General features: G+C 66.6%; 15 protein-coding genes and 1 riboswitch. Of the genes, 1 reads left to right on the top strand and 14 read right to left on the bottom strand.

Going from position 1 to position 16,100, the window contains the following annotated elements; genetic code table 11:
• Positions 1-2: 2 nt before the first annotated feature.
• From cobS to cbiE, 6 genes are read right to left on the bottom strand one after another with little or no spacing between them, the layout of a single operon-like run.
• A complete protein-coding gene (gene cobS / locus FJ960_RS18780) occupies positions 3-779 on the bottom strand; it encodes an adenosylcobinamide-GDP ribazoletransferase (RefSeq protein ID WP_140715979.1) in 777 nt (258 codons plus the stop codon).
• Between the two features lie 3 nt (positions 780-782).
• Complete coding sequence (locus FJ960_RS18785) at positions 783-2,096, bottom strand: cobyrinate a,c-diamide synthase (RefSeq protein WP_140715981.1); 1,314 nt, start codon at positions 2,094-2,096, stop codon at positions 783-785.
• The gene (gene cobA, locus FJ960_RS18790; RefSeq protein ID WP_140502545.1) at positions 2,093-2,911 is read right to left on the bottom strand and encodes a uroporphyrinogen-III C-methyltransferase; all 819 of its coding nucleotides are present in this window, start codon (positions 2,909-2,911) and stop codon (positions 2,093-2,095) included. Before cobA ends, FJ960_RS18785 begins: the two co-directional genes overlap by 4 nt.
• On the bottom strand, positions 2,908-3,672 hold the full coding sequence (gene cobM, locus FJ960_RS18795; protein WP_140715983.1) for a precorrin-4 C(11)-methyltransferase: 765 nt from the start codon (positions 3,670-3,672) through the stop codon (positions 2,908-2,910). The genes cobA and cobM overlap by 4 nt, the downstream gene beginning before the upstream one ends.
• Positions 3,669-4,055, bottom strand: coding sequence for a cobalamin biosynthesis protein (locus tag FJ960_RS18800; RefSeq protein ID WP_140715985.1), 387 nt, complete (start codon positions 4,053-4,055; stop codon positions 3,669-3,671). Before FJ960_RS18800 ends, cobM begins: the two co-directional genes overlap by 4 nt.
• Positions 4,052-5,293, bottom strand: coding sequence for a precorrin-6y C5,15-methyltransferase (decarboxylating) subunit CbiE (gene cbiE / locus FJ960_RS18805; protein WP_140715987.1), 1,242 nt, complete (start codon positions 5,291-5,293; stop codon positions 4,052-4,054). The genes FJ960_RS18800 and cbiE overlap by 4 nt, the downstream gene beginning before the upstream one ends.
• A gap of 1 nt (position 5,294) precedes the next feature.
• Here cbiE and FJ960_RS18810 point away from each other — a divergent pair, with 1 nt between their 5' ends.
• Positions 5,295-6,062, top strand: coding sequence for a cobalt-precorrin-6A reductase (locus FJ960_RS18810; RefSeq protein WP_140716039.1), 768 nt, complete (start codon positions 5,295-5,297; stop codon positions 6,060-6,062).
• On the opposite strand, the gene FJ960_RS18815 is transcribed toward FJ960_RS18810, so the two are convergent.
• The 8 genes from FJ960_RS18815 to FJ960_RS18850 form a co-directional block, all read right to left on the bottom strand.
• Positions 6,026-6,790, bottom strand: a complete 765-nt coding sequence (locus tag FJ960_RS18815) for a precorrin-3B C(17)-methyltransferase (protein ID WP_140715989.1) — start codon at positions 6,788-6,790, stop codon at positions 6,026-6,028. The two genes, FJ960_RS18810 and FJ960_RS18815, sit on opposite strands and share 37 nt — an antisense overlap.
• Positions 6,787-7,545 carry a precorrin-2 C(20)-methyltransferase gene (locus FJ960_RS18820; RefSeq protein ID WP_140715991.1) on the bottom strand — a complete coding sequence of 253 codons (759 nt, stop codon included), beginning with the start codon at positions 7,543-7,545 and terminating at the stop codon, positions 6,787-6,789. Before FJ960_RS18820 ends, FJ960_RS18815 begins: the two co-directional genes overlap by 4 nt.
• Entirely contained in the window at positions 7,542-8,174 is a 633-nt protein-coding gene (locus tag FJ960_RS18825) for a precorrin-8X methylmutase (RefSeq protein WP_140715993.1), read from the bottom strand. The genes FJ960_RS18820 and FJ960_RS18825 overlap by 4 nt, the downstream gene beginning before the upstream one ends.
• Before the next feature lie 2 nt (positions 8,175-8,176).
• A complete protein-coding gene (gene cobG / locus FJ960_RS18830) occupies positions 8,177-9,514 on the bottom strand; it encodes a precorrin-3B synthase (RefSeq protein ID WP_140715995.1) in 1,338 nt (445 codons plus the stop codon).
• A complete protein-coding gene (gene cobN, locus FJ960_RS18835; RefSeq protein WP_140715997.1) occupies positions 9,511-12,921 on the bottom strand; it encodes a cobaltochelatase subunit CobN in 3,411 nt (1,136 codons plus the stop codon). The genes cobG and cobN overlap by 4 nt, the downstream gene beginning before the upstream one ends.
• Positions 12,922-12,939: 18 nt before the next feature.
• On the bottom strand, positions 12,940-13,977 hold the full coding sequence (gene cobW, locus FJ960_RS18840; RefSeq protein ID WP_140715999.1) for a cobalamin biosynthesis protein CobW: 1,038 nt from the start codon (positions 13,975-13,977) through the stop codon (positions 12,940-12,942).
• Positions 13,974-14,408, bottom strand: coding sequence for a DUF1636 family protein (locus tag FJ960_RS18845; RefSeq protein WP_140716001.1), 435 nt, complete (start codon positions 14,406-14,408; stop codon positions 13,974-13,976). Before FJ960_RS18845 ends, cobW begins: the two co-directional genes overlap by 4 nt.
• A gap of 37 nt (positions 14,409-14,445) precedes the next feature.
• Positions 14,446-14,653: riboswitch (cobalamin riboswitch) on the bottom strand.
• A 29-nt stretch (positions 14,654-14,682) separates the two neighbouring features.
• Positions 14,683-15,882: a winged helix-turn-helix domain-containing protein gene (locus tag FJ960_RS18850; RefSeq protein WP_140716003.1), complete on the bottom strand. Its 1,200-nt coding sequence runs from the start codon at positions 15,880-15,882 to the stop codon at positions 14,683-14,685.
• Positions 15,883-16,100: the final 218 nt, after the last annotated feature.

Genomic DNA, 16,100 nt, shown 5'->3' on the forward strand with positions numbered 1-16,100 from the left:
GATCAGGAAAGAGCGACGGAAGCGACGAGAAGCACCGCGATCTCGCTCAATTGCTGCAAGGCGCCAACCGTGTCGCCGGTCTGGCCATTGATCTGGTTGAGGCAAAGGGCGTGGAAGGCAGCAAACAGCAGGCCGAGCAGGATGAGCGCGGCAATGGCGCCGCCGGCGCCAAGCAGGAGCAGCGGAATCGCGCCGAGCACGGCGCCGGCTATTGCCATTTCGAGTGAGACGGTGCCGGCGTCTGCCGAGAGGCCGTCGGATCGCGCTGGCGGCAAAAGATGCATAAAGGCGCCGAGCATGCCGCGCGAAGCGGCATGCGCCGCCACCAGAGCGAAGAGGGCTTGCGTGGGATCGGTGAGTTCCGAAAGCGTGCTCCAGCGGATCAGCAGCGATAGCGCCAGCGCCATGGCACCATAGGCACCGATGCGGCTGTCGCGCATGATCTCGAGCTTGCGTCCGCGCGACTTGCCGCCACCGAAGCCGTCGGCGACGTCGGACAGCCCATCCTCATGCAGGCAGCCTGTGGTGAGCACGGTTGCAACAAGGGCGAGGGCGGCCGACGGTCCTATGGCAAGGCCAAACCGTTCCGCCGTGGCAAAGACGATCGCGCCGATCAAGCCGACGACAAGGCCGGCAATGGGGGCGGCCCAGATCGCGGCGGCGAGGCTGCGGCCACGAAAATCGAAGACGGGCAGTGGCAGGCGGGTGAAGAAGACCAGGCAAAGGGCGATGTCATCGAGGACTTGCCGAGGCGACATGGTGATTCTTGGGCGCTTCATGGTCTAGGCCCGTGCAATGGCGTGGAAGAAGGTGCCACTGACATGGCCACGCCGGTAGCCGGAAGCGCCGAGCGGATTGCGCTGGCCGTCGGCGAGGTCGGCCAGCGGCTCATCATTGCCGGTGGCCGTCATCTGCGCATAGTGGAATTCGTGACCTCGGATCAGTGCGCCTTGCGGCCCCAGCGGACAGTCGGCGCGCAGCCGTGCCTCACGGTAGCCGAGATTCATCTTGCGCCTGGCGAAGCTGGTGGAATGGCCGAGCAGGCCGAGCATGCGATGCGTTTCGCCGCCGGCATCCTCCAGCGCTTCACCAAGCACCATGAAGCCACCGCACTCACCATGGATCGGCCTCTTCTCGGCGAAACGCGCCATTCCCACATGGAAATTCGTGCCGGCGGCCAGCTTGCCGGCGTGAAGCTCTGGATAGCCGCCGGGCAGCCAGCAGACATCGCAATCCTCGTCCGGCGCTTCGTCGGCGAGCGGCGAGAACGGGACAATTTCCGCTCCTGCCTTGCGCCAACAGGCGGCAACATGCGGGTAGAGGAAGCTGAAGGCGGCATCCTCGGCCAGTGCGATGCGCTGGCCGGGCGGCCGCAGCGCGTCGGTGAAGTCGCCAACTGCCGGGGCCAGGGGTGTCGCCAGCGCCATGACCGCGTCGAGATCGAGCGACTTCTCCGCCATGTCGGCGAGCCGGTCGAGATGCGCCATCAGATCGTCATATTCGCCGGCCTGGACGAGGCCGAGATGGCGTTCGGGCAGGTTCAACGTGGGATCGCGCAAGATGGCGCCGACGACTGGCAGGCCGATCGCCTTGATGGCGTCGCCGGACAGCCGCCGGTGACGCTCGCTGCCCAGCCGGTTGAGCACGACACCCGCCATGCGCACATCCGGATCGTAAATGGCAAAACCCTTGGCGACGGCCGCCGCCGTGGTCGACTGGCCTGACACGTCGAGCACCAGCAGCACCGGCAGGCCGTAAAGCCGGGCAAGATCGGCGGCCGAACCGGTGCGCCCCGGCGAGGCCGGAATACCGTCGAACAGGCCCATTGCGCTTTCGAGGATGACGAAGTCGGTATCGTCGGCTGCCTGTGCCGCGAGCGCATTGAGCAGCGACGGTGACATCGCCCAGCTGTCGAGGTTGACGCCGGACAGGCCGGTGGCGGCGGTGTGGAAGCCGGGGTCGATATAGTCCGGGCCGGATTTGGCGCCGCGCACCTTCAGGCCGCGCCGGGTGAGCGCGCGCAGAATGCCGATGGTGACGCTGGTCTTGCCCGAGCCGGAGCGCGGCGCGCCGATGATGATCGCGCGCGCCGTCATGCTTGCGCTGCCAGTGCCGCGCGCATCGCGACGATGCCGCCGACGACGATCAGTGCCGGTGAGGCGAGCCCGGCAGCCGCCGCTTCCTCGGCAATGGTGGCGAGCGTGGCCACGACGGTTCGCTCCTGCGGTGTCGTCGCGGCGACAATCACGGCGGCCGGCGTCGACGGCGCCAGTCCGCCGTCGAGCAAGGCGGCTGCTATCAGTGGCAGATTGGCCATGCCCATATAGACGACCACAGGCTGGCCGGTGCGGGCGATCGCCGCCCAGTCGATGTCGTCATCGGTGCCGGCGGCATGCCCAGTCGCCAGGATGACAGCCTTGTTTATGCCGCGCATGGTGGCCGGGATGCCCGTGGCCGCCAGCGCGCTGAGGCCCGATGTCAGGCCCGGCAGCACACGGAACGGGATGTTTTCGCGCGCCAGCGCCAGCGCCTCTTCGCCGCCACGGCCGAAAATATAGGGATCGCCGCCCTTCAGTCTGACGACGCGGCGGCCTTCACGCGCCAGCCGTACCAGCAGGGCGGTGATGTCGTCCTGCTTCATCGAGGGCTGGCCGCCGCGCTTGCCGGCAAAGAAAAGCTCGGCACTTGCGGCAACAGCGACGACATCAGGCGAAACCAGCGCGTCGTAGACCAGCGCATCCGCTTCGGCCAGCGCCGCCAGCACTTCCAGGGTCAGGCAGCCGGGATCGCCGGGACCGGCGCCGGCCAGCCAGACATGGCCCGGCTCAAGCGGACGAGGCTTGAAGTTCAGGCGCGCGAGCGCCCCTTCGAGCGTGGCGTTTCCGCCTTTATTGCTGGTGCTGCCGCTCACAATCCGTCCCGTCCGCGAAAACGCCGCTGATAATGGGCGTCGTATAATGAACTCTCGCCAAAGCTTTCCGCCGCCAGCGAGCGGCCGACGAAGATGAGCGCCGTACGCTCCATCGGATCGGCGGCGAGCTTTGCCTCGATGGTCTCCAGCGTGCCGGTGAGCACCCGCTCATCCGGCCAGGACGCGCGGAAGACGATCGCGACCGGGCAATCGCCGCCATAATGCGGCGTCAGTTCGGCGACGACGCGATCGATGGCGTGGATGGCAAGATGAATGGCCAGCGTGGCGCCGGTGCGGCCGAAGGCGGCCAGCGTTTCGCCGGGCGGCATTTTCGACGCACGCCCGGAGACGCGGGTCAGCACCAGGCTTTGCGCGACTTCGGGAATGGTCAGCTCGCGGCGAAGTGCGGCGGCGGCGGCGGCGAAGGACGGGACGCCCGGGGTCATCGTGTAGGGGATGCCATGCTTTTCCAGCCGGCGGATCTGCTCGGCGACAGCGCTCCACACCGACAGGTCGCCGGAGTGCAGGCGGGCAACATCATGGCCGGCCTTGTGGGCCGCCACATATTCAGCCTCGATCTCATCCAGCGACATCGGCGCGGTGTCGATCAATTTTGTTCCCGGCGCGCAATGCTGCAGCAATTCCGGCGCGACGATCGACCCGGCATGGAGGCAGACCGGGCAACTCACCAGGAGCCTTGCGCCACGCAGCGTGATGAGGTCGGCCGCACCCGGACCGGCGCCGATGAAATGGACGGTCATGGCGCGTCTCCGCTGATGGCAATGGCGCAGGTGACCGCGCCGAGCACGGTGCGCGGACCAAGCAGGCTGGCGCTTTTGCCGGCGACGGCAAGGGCGGAGGCTTCCGAGACCGATGGGGTGCCGGCCAAGTCCCGCGAGAGGCTGGAGTTGCTGAGCGTCCGCGGCGAGGCGGCCTGAAGGGCTGCGTCATCGACGATGATGACCGGAAGGTTCAGTTTTCGACCGGCGGCGGCGATCGCGTCTTCATCCTTCTTGAGCGCCGCGGTAGCCAGTGCCGAAAGAGCCGACATCGCCAGGCCATGCGCTTCGAGCGCGGTTTCTATCGCCGCGAGCACGTCTTCGACGGTTACGCCTTTGCGGCTGCCGATGCCCGCGACCATCATGGCTTCACCCAGCTCCATTGCGTGACAGGCATGGCCGGCCGCCATGCCTGCATGGAGCCGACCGGCGAAGCGCGGGAGATGCCAATGCGGGTGAGATCGCCGCCGCGCTTTGTGTGCTGGGCGAGAAGCAGGGCTTCCATTTCCAGCGTCACCGCGTTGGCGACAAGACGGCCGCCGGCGCGCAAGGCCTTGGTGGCGGCGGTCAAGACGCCGGCGTCGCTGCCACCGCCACCGATGAAGACGGCATCGGGCGTCTCTAGCCTGGCCAGTGCCTTGGGCGCGCTGCCTTCCACAATGACGAGGCCGGGAACGCCGCAGGCAACGGCGTTGTGGCCGATGCGGGCGGCGCGGGCCGGATCGGCCTCGATGGCGATGGCGCGCATCGAAGGGTGGGCGAGCATCCATTCGATGCCAATCGAGCCTGAACCGGCGCCGACATCCCACAGCAATTCGCCGCGCCTCGGCGCCAGCGCCGACAGGGTTACGGCGCGGATTTCGCGTTTGGTGATCTGGCCGTCATGCTCGAACAGATGATCGGCAAGGCCTGATGTGAGCGGCAGCACGCGCGCTTGCGGGTTCGAGTCAATTTCGATGGCCAGCACGTTGAGTGGATTGATGTTTTCGAGGTTGAAGGCGTCGGCACGAACCGAACGCAACGTCTCCTTCGGCCCGCCTAACGCTTCCAAGACCGTCAACCGCGAAGTGCCGAAATCTAGTTCGGTAAGCAGGCGCCCAATTGCAGCAGGTGCATCGCCATCCGATGTCAGCGCCAGGATGCGTGCGTTGGGCTGCAGCAGCGGGCGAATCAGGTCGATCGGGTGGCTGTGCAGTGAGATGATCTCGATGTCCTGCAGCGCCCAGCCAAGACGGGCGGCTGCCAGCGAAATGGCTGACGGCGCTGGGATGACATACATCTCGCGCGGGTTGACCTTGCGGGCGAGGGTGGCGCCGACCCCGTGGAAGAACGGGTCGCCGGAGGCGAGCACGCAGACGTTTCCGCCGGCAAGCGCCAAGATCTCGGCCATTCCGGCATCGAACGGAACCGGCCAAGGTCGCTGCTTGCCCCTGGCGAAGGAAGCGACGAGCGCCAGGTGCCGCTTGCCACCGAAGATGAACTCTGCCTCGGCGATCCGCCGCTTGGCCTCGTCGCCGAGACCCGCTAAACCGTCCTCGCCGATGCCGACGATGGTGAGCCATCTCGAGTTGAGCTTGGCGCCGCTCGGACCCTTAGCAGGCATGATGACCCACCGCATTCTGATCCTTGGCGGTACCACCGAAGCCCGGCAACTGGCCGGAGAACTGGCGGCGCGCGCCGATTGCTCGGTCACGCTTTCCTTGGCCGGCCGCACGCAAAGCCCGGTCGCGCAGGGTGTGCCCGTGCGAAGCGGAGGATTCGGCGGCGTCGATGGTCTGGCTGCTTATCTCAGCGAGACAGGCACTGGTCTGCTGATCGACGCCACGCACCCCTACGCGGCGCGAATCTCCGCCAATGCAGCGATGGCCGCGCGCAAGACCGGCGTGCCGATCCTCGCCCTGCGGCGCCCGGGGTGGGAGGCCGGCCAAGGCGACCGCTGGCTTGAGGTCAACAGCGTTGCCGAGGCCGCGCGGGCGCTTGGCGATGTGCCGCGCCGTGTGTTTCTGGCGCTGGGCCGCCAGGAGGTCGCCGCCTTCGAGGCAGCGCCCCAGCACCATTATCTCATCCGCAGCGTCGATCCGGTCGAGCCGAAGCTGGCGGTTGCCGATGCCGCGTACCTGTTGGCGCGCGGACCGTTTGGCGAGACCGACGAGCGCGTGCTGCTCGAAGAGCATCGGATCGATGTCGTGGTATCGAAGAACAGCGGTGGCGCGGCGACATACGGGAAGATTGCCGCGGCGCGAACGCTCGGCCTCGAGGTGGTCATGGTGCGCAGGCCCGATCTGCCGGACGTGCCTTCGGCTGAAACCGTAGAAGCGCTGGCCGCGATGGTGCCTCATTTTGTGGAGCCCGATGCCGAGCGCGGCGTGTAGACCAGCGCCGGCTTGTCGCCGCGCTTGATGATCCGGGTCTCCGGCGAGCCGATGATGATACAGGTCGCCATGTCGGCCTTTTCTGCGTCGACATCGGCCAGCAGATAGACCTCGATGCGCTCGTCCGGGCGGCCGGCGGCGCGGCCGAAGATCACCGGCGTCGTGCCGGGCAGGATGGCGGTCAGGCATTCGAAGGCGCGGCTAAGTTGCCAGGGACGCGCCTTGCTGATCGGGTTGTAGAGCGCGATGACGAAGCCGGCGCCGGCCGCCGCCAACAGACGCAGCTCGATTAGATCCCAAGGCTTCAGATTGTCGGATAGCGAAATGGCGCAGAAGTCGTGGCCGAGCGGCGCGCCGATGCGGGCAGCGACCGCCAGCATGGCGGTGACGCCAGGCACGATGATGACATCGACCGCACGCCATTCGGCCGGACCGGCCTCGATCGCCTCACAGACCGCCGCGGCCATGGCGAAGACGCCGGGATCGCCACCGGATACCACGGCGACGTCGTGGCCCTCGGCTGCCTTGGTCAGGGCCTCCTTGGAGCGGGCGAGTTCCTCACGGTTGTCGGAAGCGACGCGGGTCTGGTCCGGGCGCAGGTCGAGCCGGTCGAGATAGGGCTTGTAGCCATAGAAGAATTTTGCCTCCGCGATAGCGCGGCTGGCTTGCGGCGTGACCTGGTCGGCATTGCCGGGCCCGAGGCCGATGACGGTGAGACGGCCGCTCATGCCTGCGCTCCAGCCACGCCGGGTCGACCGGACCAGCCGGCAACCAGCACGATGGCGAAATAGGGCGCCTTGTCGTCCGGTTTGTCGGCAAGCTTCATCGAGACGCTGCCGGCCATGGTGCCGCGCTCGACGTAGACGGCACGCGTCAGTTTACCGGTCGCCTCCAGCGCGCGCTTGATCTTGGGCAGGTTGCGGCCGACCTTCATGATGACGGCAGCGTCGGTGTCGGCGAGGCGGCGCGTCAGGTCGAATTCGCTCATCGTGCCAGGCAGCACGGTCAGCACGTCGTCGCCCTGGACGATCGGCACGCCGGTCTGCGACCAGCAGCCGGACATGGCGGTGATGCCGGGAATGACCTCGGTCGGGTAGCGATGGGCAAGGCGCACATGCAGGTGCATGTAGGAGCCGTAGAACAGCGGGTCGCCTTCGGAGAGCACGGCAACCATCTTGCCGGCGTCGAGGTGCTCGGCGACCCTGTCGGCCGACTCCTCGTAGAAACCTGATATCTGCGAGCGGTAATCGTCGTGATCCTTGTCGGTCTCGGTGGTCACGGGATAGAGCAGCGGCAGTTCCAGCATGTCGGGCCGGAAGCGCGCCTCGACGATGGCGCGCGCATTGCTGTTGTTGCCGCGTTTGGCGAAATAAGCCACGACATCGGCCTCGGCCAAGGTCCGTGCGGCCTTCAGCGTCAGCAATTCGGGGTCGCCGGGACCGGTGCCGACGCCGACGAGACGGCCTTTGGGGAGCGCGTTCACAGGCCCGGCCTCGCCAGTGAATTGAGCGCTGCGGCGGTCATCGCGCTGCCGCCAAGCCTGCCGCGCACGGTGGCGTACGGTACGCCATAGGAATTTTCGGCCAGGGCATCCTTGGATTCGGCAGCACCGACAAAACCGACCGGCATGCCGATAATGGCGGCCGGCTTGGGCGCGCCATCGCGCAGCTTTTCCAGCAGGTAGAAGAGTGCGGTCGGCGCATTGCCGATGGCGACGACCGAACCGGCCATACGCTCGCCCCAAAGGTCGATCGCGGCGGCCGAGCGGGTGTTGCCGATCTCCCTGGCGATGTCGTGCGTGCGCGGGTCGCGCAAGGTGCAGATCACCTCGTTGCCGGCCGGCAGCCGGGCACGGGTGACGCCATGCGAGACCATTTCCGCGTCGCAGAAGATCGGCGCGCCGGCGGCCAGAGCGGTGCGGGCGGCGGTGACGAAATCGGGGGAGAAAACGAAACGACTTGCTGCCTCGACCTGGCCGCAGGCATGGATCATGCGGATGGCGACATCGGCCTCGGCTTCGGAGAAGCGCGACAGATCAGCCTCGGCGCGAATAATGGCGAAGGAGCGCTCGTAAATCGCGGTGCCGTCGTGGATATAGTCGTAGGCGGCCATGCTCATTCCTGTTTGTAGGTCTCAGCGATGCCGGCCGGTCCTAGCCTTGTCAGGCAAGCGGCGGCGGTTTCGCCTTGAAATCGTGCGCTGCGGATCATCGCCGCGACGCGGCTGATGCCGTGCGCGGCGTCATAGCCCGGCCTGTAGCCGGCAGGAAGGGCCTTTGCCGTCGCGTTCACGACAAGTCCGGCTCCATTTTCACCGCCGACAATTGTTAGTGCTGCTGGGCCGGGATGTGCGCAGCCCTTGGCGCAGCCGGAAACGTGCAGGGTAAAGTCGAGGATGTCCGCGTTCTCGGCGGCAATCGCCTCGGCGATGTCGCGGGTCGCGATCCGGCCGGACGCGCAGGCCGGCGTGCCCGGGCAGGCCGCGATGCGCGTGCGCGGGTCGGCGGGGGAGGTGACGAAGCCAAGGGTGGCGGCAATGGTTTGGAGGGACCGGCTGGCGACGACCGGCTGGCCGAGGAACAGCAGGGCGCGGCCTGGGACGAGGCGGATTTCGGTTGCGCCGAGGGCGAGAGCTTTTTGCGCGAGGCCGATGATTTTGTCCGCCGGCATGCTGCCGTAGGCTAGGCCGATGCCGAGGGCGTGGCCTTTACCCAGGCTGAAATCGCCAATGGGCGAATGAAAGCGCTCTACAGCGTCCCCCTCCGGCAGGACAGAGGGGGGCGCCGTAGAGTGCCAGCCTGCAAGAGACTCCAATTGCCGCCTCGACAAATCCCGCGTGTGCGCCTCGCGGCCTTTCTCGGCAACCATCCGCAACGCCGCGACAGCAATGTCGCGCGCCGCATCCTCATCCGCCACAGCGAGTGGCTTGGCGGTCTGCCCATCACCCGCGACGGATACCCGCCACTGGATCCCCACATCGGTCCGCGTTGCAGCGAGCCGCACATCCGCCGTCACCGCATCCAGCGTCAGTTGCCCACCGCCGTCGACGACCACCGCAACCTTCGGCCCCAACCTTATTGCCAGCCCGGTTTCTTCAATGCCCATCCGAATGCGCTCAGCCATCGGCCTCGGATCGGCGATCTCCCGCGGGTCAATGCCGGCCAGCGGGCCGGTCTCGACCGGGACGCCGGTGCGCACCGCGATGCCCAGCGCATCGACCTCCGCTGCCAGCAACGCAGCGCTTTCCATTGACAGGCCGCGTATCTGCATGCTGCCGCGCGCCGTTACTTCCATGATGCCGTTGCCGTGCCGCAAGGCGGCTTCGGCCAGCTCGATCAAGAGCCTCGGCGATAGGCCTCCGGAGACCGGGTTGAGCCGCACCAGCAGGCCGTCGCCTGTCTGCATCGGCGCCGACAAAGCAGGGCAGGCGCCACGGCGCGAGAAGGCGTTCATGCCGCGACCCCGAGCGCGTTGGCCTCGGCAATCAGCGCGGCGAGATCGTCGTCGATGGAATTGCGCAAGGGATGCCAGAGGCCGCGCCGGCGTGCCGACAGGAAGCGCTCGGCGATGACTTTGGCGGCGGCGGGATTTTCGCGCAGAATGAAGGCGCGAACCTCGGCGTCACCGAGATAGGCATCATGCACGGCCTCGATCAACGCGCCTGAAATGGCATGGGTGGCCTCGGCGAAGCCGACCAGCCGGTCGACCGTCTCGGCGAATTCGGAGGCGCCGCGCGGACCGTGGCGCATCTGCCCTGATATGAAGCGGGCGTTGACGGCACGGGCACGCACCACGCGCGACACCGCTTCGCCAACCGATCGCGGTTTCGGCTTCTGCGGGTCCGTGGTGTCGAGCACGATGACGTCGGCGTTCCTGCCGAGTGTGGCCAAGGCGGCCGAAAAGCCGCCGATGAAGGCGACGTCGGCGGAACCTTCGAGAATGTCGCGGCCGGGGTCGTCGCCGGTGTGGACCAGAAGATCGGCTTCGGCGATGCGGCCTTCAAACGCTCCGGGTGCCGAGACCCCTTCGCCGCCGGCGCCGCCATAGGCATGCGAGGTGGCGTCGAGATAGGCGCGGCCGATTTCTTCGCGCGCCGCCCAGTCGCCGCTGGACAAAATCTCTTCGACGCCGGCGCCGTAAGTGCCGGGCGAGGTGCCGAAGATGCGCGGGCTGACCTTGCCGTCGGCGCGGGTCCTGGCGGCGAGCGGGTTTTCTGATTCGTCCTCGTCGCGCGCTGCAACGGCGTTGGCGGCGGCGTCGATCAGTGCGATCTGGGTCGGGAACATGTCGCGGAACAGGCCTGATATGCGCCAGGTGACGTCGACGCGCGGGCGGCCGAGCGTCGCCGGCGGCAACACTTCGATGCCGGTGATGCGGCCGGTCGCGGTATCCCATTGCGGCCGGCAGCCCATCAACGCAAGGCCCTGCGCGATCTCCTCACCGCCGGTGCGCAGCGAGGCCGAGCCCCAGAGGTCTGTCACCAGGGAGCGCGGCCAATCGCCATGCGATTGCATGTAGGCGCGCACCACTTCTTCCGCCGCCGCCTTGCCGAGATCATAGGCGGTCGGGGTCGGCATGGTGCGCGGGTCCGATGTGAACAGGTTGCGGCCGGTGGGCAAGACATCGGAGCGCCCGCGCGCGGGCGCGCCGGCCGGGCCCGCCTTGACGTGACGGCCATCGAGCGCGGCGAGCAGCGCGGCCTTCTCGGCTTCCGCGCTTTGCCGGCGCATGGGATCGGGCTCGTCGTCTGGGGCGCGACCATAGATATGCAGCCCGTCCTTGATGGCAAAATCCTTGAGATCGCAGAGCCAGGCATCGATGCGGCGCAGTGCTTCGTCGGGCGCGTCGGTCTCGGCGACGCCGGCTTCGGAGGCGAGGCCGGTCTTTTGCGCGGTTTCGACAATCAGTTTCGCCAGCCGGTCACGACGACGGCGGTCGAGGCCGTCGGCCTGGGCATATTCGTCGACCAGCCGTTCGAGCTTGTGCTGGTCCTCGTCCAGTCCGGCGCCTGTCAGCGGCGGCGGCAGATGACCAAGCGTGACCGCGGCAATGCGCCGTTTGGCCTGTGCCGCTTCGCCGGGGTTGGAGACGATGAAGGGATAGATGACGGGCAGGGAGCCGGTGACGATCTCGGGGAAGCAGGCTTGCGAAAGCGCGACGGTCTTGCCGGGCAGCCATTCCAGCGTGCCGTGGGCGCCGACATGGATGAGAGCGTGGACGCCGAGCGATTCGCGCAGCCACAGGCCGAACGCGATCAAAGCGTGGCGCGGAGGCAGCGTCGGATCGTGGTAGTCGGCGCGGCGGTCCGCGGAACGGCCACGGTCAGGGGCGAGTGCGACGGTGATGTTGCCGAAATGCGCGGCGCGGAAGGCGAAGTGCTTTTTGCCTGATAGCGAAGGCCTTCGCGAGGCGCCCCCCTCTGTCCTGCCGGAGGGGGGCGCCTCGCGAAGACCTGTCTCATCTTCCGCTCTGCCCCAAGCAGCCTCTACCGCAGCAATTGCCGTTGCCAGCAACTCTGTCGAAAAGGAGTGATAGTCGTCCAGCCTCAGCCCACAGTCGCCGCGCTCCAGCAAATCCAGCAATTCACGCGGCGTTTGCGGTATCGCGTCAACGGCATAGCCCTGTTCGCTCAAGTCCCGCAGCATGGCGATCACGCTGGACGGCACATCCAGCCCGACCGCATAGCCGGTGCGGCCGGGAGCACTGGGATAATCGGGAATGAGGATCGCCAGCTTGCGTTCGGCGCGCGGGGTCTGCTGCAAACGGATGAAGGCCGCTACGCGGCTAGCCACTTGCTCAACACGATCCAGTTCCGGCCGGTTGGCCAAGGCGCGGTGGCCCAGCGCCGCGTCGACATCGCTCTCGCCCTTGAAAGAGATGGCACCGGCAAGGATGCGGCCGTCGAGTTCGGGCAGCACGACATGCATGGCAAGGTCGGCGGGCGCCAGTCCGCGCTGATTGTTTTCCCACACGTCGCGGCGCGTGGTGGCGACGATGACCTGGAAGACAGGCACGCCGGCGCGGTCGAACAGGGTTTCCACGCCGGGCTCGGCGCCAGAAGCGAAAGCGGTCGCGGTGATGATGGCGGCGGGTTTCAGCGATGCGATGGTATTTTCGACGAACGCCAGGGACACCGGATCCTTGAGACTGGAAACGAAGATCGGGACCGGTGCCAGTCCCTGGGAGTGTAAAGCCTCGGCCAGCGCATCGATCGGGGCGACATCGGCTGCAAGCAGCATCGATCGGTAGAAGAGAATCGGGATGATGGGAGTGCTGGCATTTGAAAGGTCCGGCTGTTCTGCGACCCCCAATCCAGATTGATAGTAACCAGCTTTCGGCACGCTGACCGGACTGGCGACGGGCATATCTTGTCCAGCCAGGCCTGCCAGCCTGTGCACCAGGGTGCTCATATTGGCCGGGCCGCCCTCGCGGAAATAGCCGAGCAGGCCGTCGAGTTCGGCGCGCGGCAGCGTCGAGGCTTCGATCAGCCTGAGATCCTCGTCATGGCTTTCACCCGGAAGCAGCGCCAGTCTTATGTCGCGCTCGCGGGCGATTGCCGCGAGCTGGTCGCAGCCATAGCGCCACCAGTCGTAGCCGCCGAGGATGCGCACCATGATGACCTTGGCATGGCGGGCGACGCTGTCGATCCAGAGATCGACGGACATGGGATGGCGCAGGTCGCGCAGTGCGGCGAGCCGCATCGACGGCAGGCGATCGGCGTCGGCCTTCCATGCCGCCGCCAGTCCGGCGAGATCGCTGTCGGTGAAGGACAAGGCCACGATATCCGCCGGCGCCTGCCGGAGATCGACAGGCTCGGCGAGGTCGTCGAGCGAGGCGGAGGTCGTGGTGAGGATGTGCATCGCGGCCCGTGCCTGAAATCAGCCGGCGAGGATACGTTCGATCGCCGGACGGTTCAGCCCCTTGAGGCCGATGACGACGAGGCGCGAGCGGCGGTTGTCCCCGGCGGTCCAGGCCCGGTCGTAGTAATGATTGACGCGCGGGCCGACGGCCTGCAGCAGGAGCCGCATCGGCTTGCCGCCGACCTCGACAAAGCCTTTCACGCGCAGCACGTTCTCCTGTTCGGCGGCCGCGGCGACGCGCTTTGCCAGTTCGTCGGGATTGGAGATCGAGGGAATGTCGACGATGAACGTGTCGAAGTCGTCATGCTCATGGTCGAATGCGCCGTCATGGTGGGACTTGCGGTTCTCGATGTCGTCCTCGACGGCGAGACCGAGCCCGAGCAGCACCGAGGGATCGACCTTGCCATGAGACGTCGGCACGATCTTCACGGCGCGGGCGGAGTGTTCGTTGATGATGGCGTTGGCGCGGGCCGAGCCGGCGGCATCCATCAAGTCGCTCTTCGACAGGATGATCAGGTCGGCGCAGGCGATCTGGTCCTCGAACACTTCCTCGACCGGGTCGTCATGGTCGAGGCTCTCATCCTGCGCGCGCTGCGCCTGCAGGGCGTCCATGTCGTTGGCGACGCGGCCTTCGGCAAGTGCGGGACCGTCGACCACGGCGATGACGCCGTCGACGGTCACCCGGCTCTTCACTGTCGGCCACTGGAAAGCCTGGACCAGCGGCTTGGGCAAAGCGAGGCCCGAGGTTTCGATCAGGATATGGTCGACCTTCGGCGTCAGCGACAGGATCTGGTCGAGCGCCGGCACGAAATCGTCGGCGACGGTGCAGCAGATGCAGCCATTGGCCAACTCGACGATGTTTTCCTCTGGGCAGGTGTCGATGCCACAGCCTTTCAGGATTTCGCCGTCGATGCCGATGTCACCGAATTCGTTGACAATGATCGCGATACGCTTGCCGCCGGCGTTTTCCAGGAGATGGCGGACCAGGGTCGTCTTGCCGGCGCCGAGGAAGCCGGTGACGACGGTGCAGGGAACGCGGGAAACGGATGCGGTCATATCAAGTCTTTCAGCATGTCGAGGGGAGGGATGCGGGCCACGAGGCCGCGCTTGAGGCTATCGGGCCGGCCCCGCCAGGGAATGAGGCCGTCGCTGGTGGTGGCGAAGAGTTTCGCGCCAGTGACGAGATCGGCGCCGCTGGTCGTGGTCAGATCGCCGAATACATAGCTCCAGCAGCCGTCACGCAGGATCGCGGCGCTCAGTCGACGTTTGCAATTGCCGAGGCATTCGACGGTGCGGATGCGGATGTTGTCGCCCGAGGCGGCTTGGCGCGTATCTTCGGCCAAAAGTTCGCCGGCCCGGGGACGGGCGTCGGAGCCGCTCTCGTCGCGACAGGAGGCGCAGACGATGACAGTGATGCCGGCCAGGGAATCATCCTCGCCGGACGAAATGTCCATTGTTTCAGCCGAAAAACTGCTGTCGCGATCCAAATCAGGCTCCTTGCCCGGAAAACCCGCCGGGCGATCGGATACTTGCATTCCAGACGGCAGGTCTCCTGGCTCGCGGGTCATCGCCTTGGGTAGCCGCCTTCCCGGGACAATCCCAGTGGCTTTCGGCCTTGGCTCTTCGCTCACAGTTGCGGGGACAGCCGCGGATTTGGGATTTTCAATCCCGCACCGCATTCCCTCTTGGCTCCTCCCTTTGCCGAGAGGAGACCGTCTGGATCCGATTTAGGCTCTTGCGGGCAGCGGTGTCAACGCGAGCTTACGACACCGCGATGTCGGACAGCGCCGGGCCCAGGTCGCCGGCAGGCGTCACTTCGATGCGTTCGAGGCCAAGCCAGCCCTGCATCTGCTTCAATTCCTCGAAGAGCTGAGCGGCGGTATCGGGCGGTGCGCCGGGCTCGGCGTAAGCAGCATGGGCACGCAGGACACTTGCCGGCCGGTCTGCCTTGAGGTCGACGCGCGCCACGATCCTGTCGCCGAGCAGGAAGGGCAGGACATAATAGCCGTATTGGCGCTTGTCGGCCGGCGTGTAGATCTCGATCCGGTAGTGAAAACTGAACAGCCGCTCTGAGCGCGAGCGCTCGAAGACAACGGGATCGAACGGCGCCAGCAGGGCGCGGGCCTCGATCTTGCGTGGCAATCGCGCGTCCCTATAGAGGTAAGCCGGCTTGTCCCAGCCCTCGACGCGGACCGGCAGCAACTCGCCGAGTTCGACCAGTTCCTCCAGCCGGCCTTTCATGTCGGCGGGGGAGAGTCGAAAATAGTCGCGCAGGTCGCCTGATGTCGCGATGCCGTGGGCGCGGGCGGAGATGCGCAGCAATTCACGATGCGCGTCCTCGGCGGCCGGTACTGGCAGGTCGAGAATCGCCTGCGGCAGCACGCGCTCCGGCAGGTCGTAGAAGCGCTCGAAGCCGCGCCGGTGCGCCGTGGTGATGCGCCCGGCCCAGAACAGCCATTCGAAGGCATGCTTGGCGTGGCTCCAGCCCCACCAGCCGCCGGAGCCTTTCTGGCCCTCCAGCGCAGAAGCGGCGACCGGGCCGCGCTGGACGACCTCGCGGTAGATCTCTTCTATGTAGGCGGCGTGCTCGCGGCCCCATTTGGCCAGCCCCAGATACATTTCATCGCCTTGCTCGGCGCGCTGCATGCGCCAGCGCATCAGCGGGTAGGTCTCGATCGGCAGGAACGAGGCCTCATGCGCCCAGTATTCGAAGACCGTGCGCTTGCGGGTCACGGCGGCGTTGTCGAGCAAAGCGAGGGGATAGGGGCCAAGACGCGAATAGAGCGGCATGTAGTGGGCGCGAACCACCGCACTGACGGAATCGATCTGCAGCAGGCCGGTGCGGGACAGAACGCGGGCGAAGTGGCGGCGGTCGGGCGTGCCGGCGGGGCGGGGATCGAGAAACCCTTGAGCGGCGAGCGCGATGCGCCGGGCGGCGGCAAGCGAGATCTTTTCCTTCATGCGGATGCGTCCCTGATGGACCTGTCTGGCGTCGTTGCGAGGCGTGATTCCAGCCAATGCTAGCAGGGTTTTGGCGGCAACCCTGTCAGGAGAGAAAAGTGGAGTAAATGGCGAAGGAAATCAAACAGGAGCGTATGGGACCAGTTTCTCCCGGATTGCCGTCCAGCTCGGTGTTTTGAACAAGGTTTGACTTGCTTCACTGGAAGTGCTGCGCTAAC

The organism is Mesorhizobium sp. B2-3-11 (assembly GCF_006442215.1).
Taxonomy (GTDB): Bacteria; Pseudomonadota; Alphaproteobacteria; order Rhizobiales; family Rhizobiaceae; genus Mesorhizobium; species Mesorhizobium salmacidum.

Coding starts and splice junctions, on each gene's coding strand:
- FJ960_RS18800 (WP_140715985.1), bottom strand. CDS start 4,055: ATGATGGTCGCGGGCATCGGCAGCCGCAAAGGCGTAACCGTCGAAGAC.
- FJ960_RS18850 (WP_140716003.1), bottom strand. CDS start 15,882: ATGAAGGAAAAGATCTCGCTTGCCGCCGCCCGGCGCATCGCGCTCGCC.
- cobG (WP_140715995.1), bottom strand. CDS start 9,514: ATGAACGCCTTCTCGCGCCGTGGCGCCTGCCCTGCTTTGTCGGCGCCG.
- cobM (WP_140715983.1), bottom strand. CDS start 3,672: ATGACCGTCCATTTCATCGGCGCCGGTCCGGGTGCGGCCGACCTCATC.
- cobN (WP_140715997.1), bottom strand. CDS start 12,921: ATGCACATCCTCACCACGACCTCCGCCTCGCTCGACGACCTCGCCGAG.
- cobW (WP_140715999.1), bottom strand. CDS start 13,977: ATGACCGCATCCGTTTCCCGCGTTCCCTGCACCGTCGTCACCGGCTTC.
- FJ960_RS18815 (WP_140715989.1), bottom strand. CDS start 6,790: ATGAGCGGCCGTCTCACCGTCATCGGCCTCGGGCCCGGCAATGCCGAC.
- cbiE (WP_140715987.1), bottom strand. CDS start 5,293: ATGCCTGCTAAGGGTCCGAGCGGCGCCAAGCTCAACTCGAGATGGCTC.
- FJ960_RS18785 (WP_140715981.1), bottom strand. CDS start 2,096: ATGACGGCGCGCGCGATCATCATCGGCGCGCCGCGCTCCGGCTCGGGC.
- FJ960_RS18810 (WP_140716039.1), top strand. CDS start 5,295: ATGACCCACCGCATTCTGATCCTTGGCGGTACCACCGAAGCCCGGCAA.
- FJ960_RS18825 (WP_140715993.1), bottom strand. CDS start 8,174: ATGGCCGCCTACGACTATATCCACGACGGCACCGCGATTTACGAGCGC.
- cobS (WP_140715979.1), bottom strand. CDS start 779: ATGAAGCGCCCAAGAATCACCATGTCGCCTCGGCAAGTCCTCGATGAC.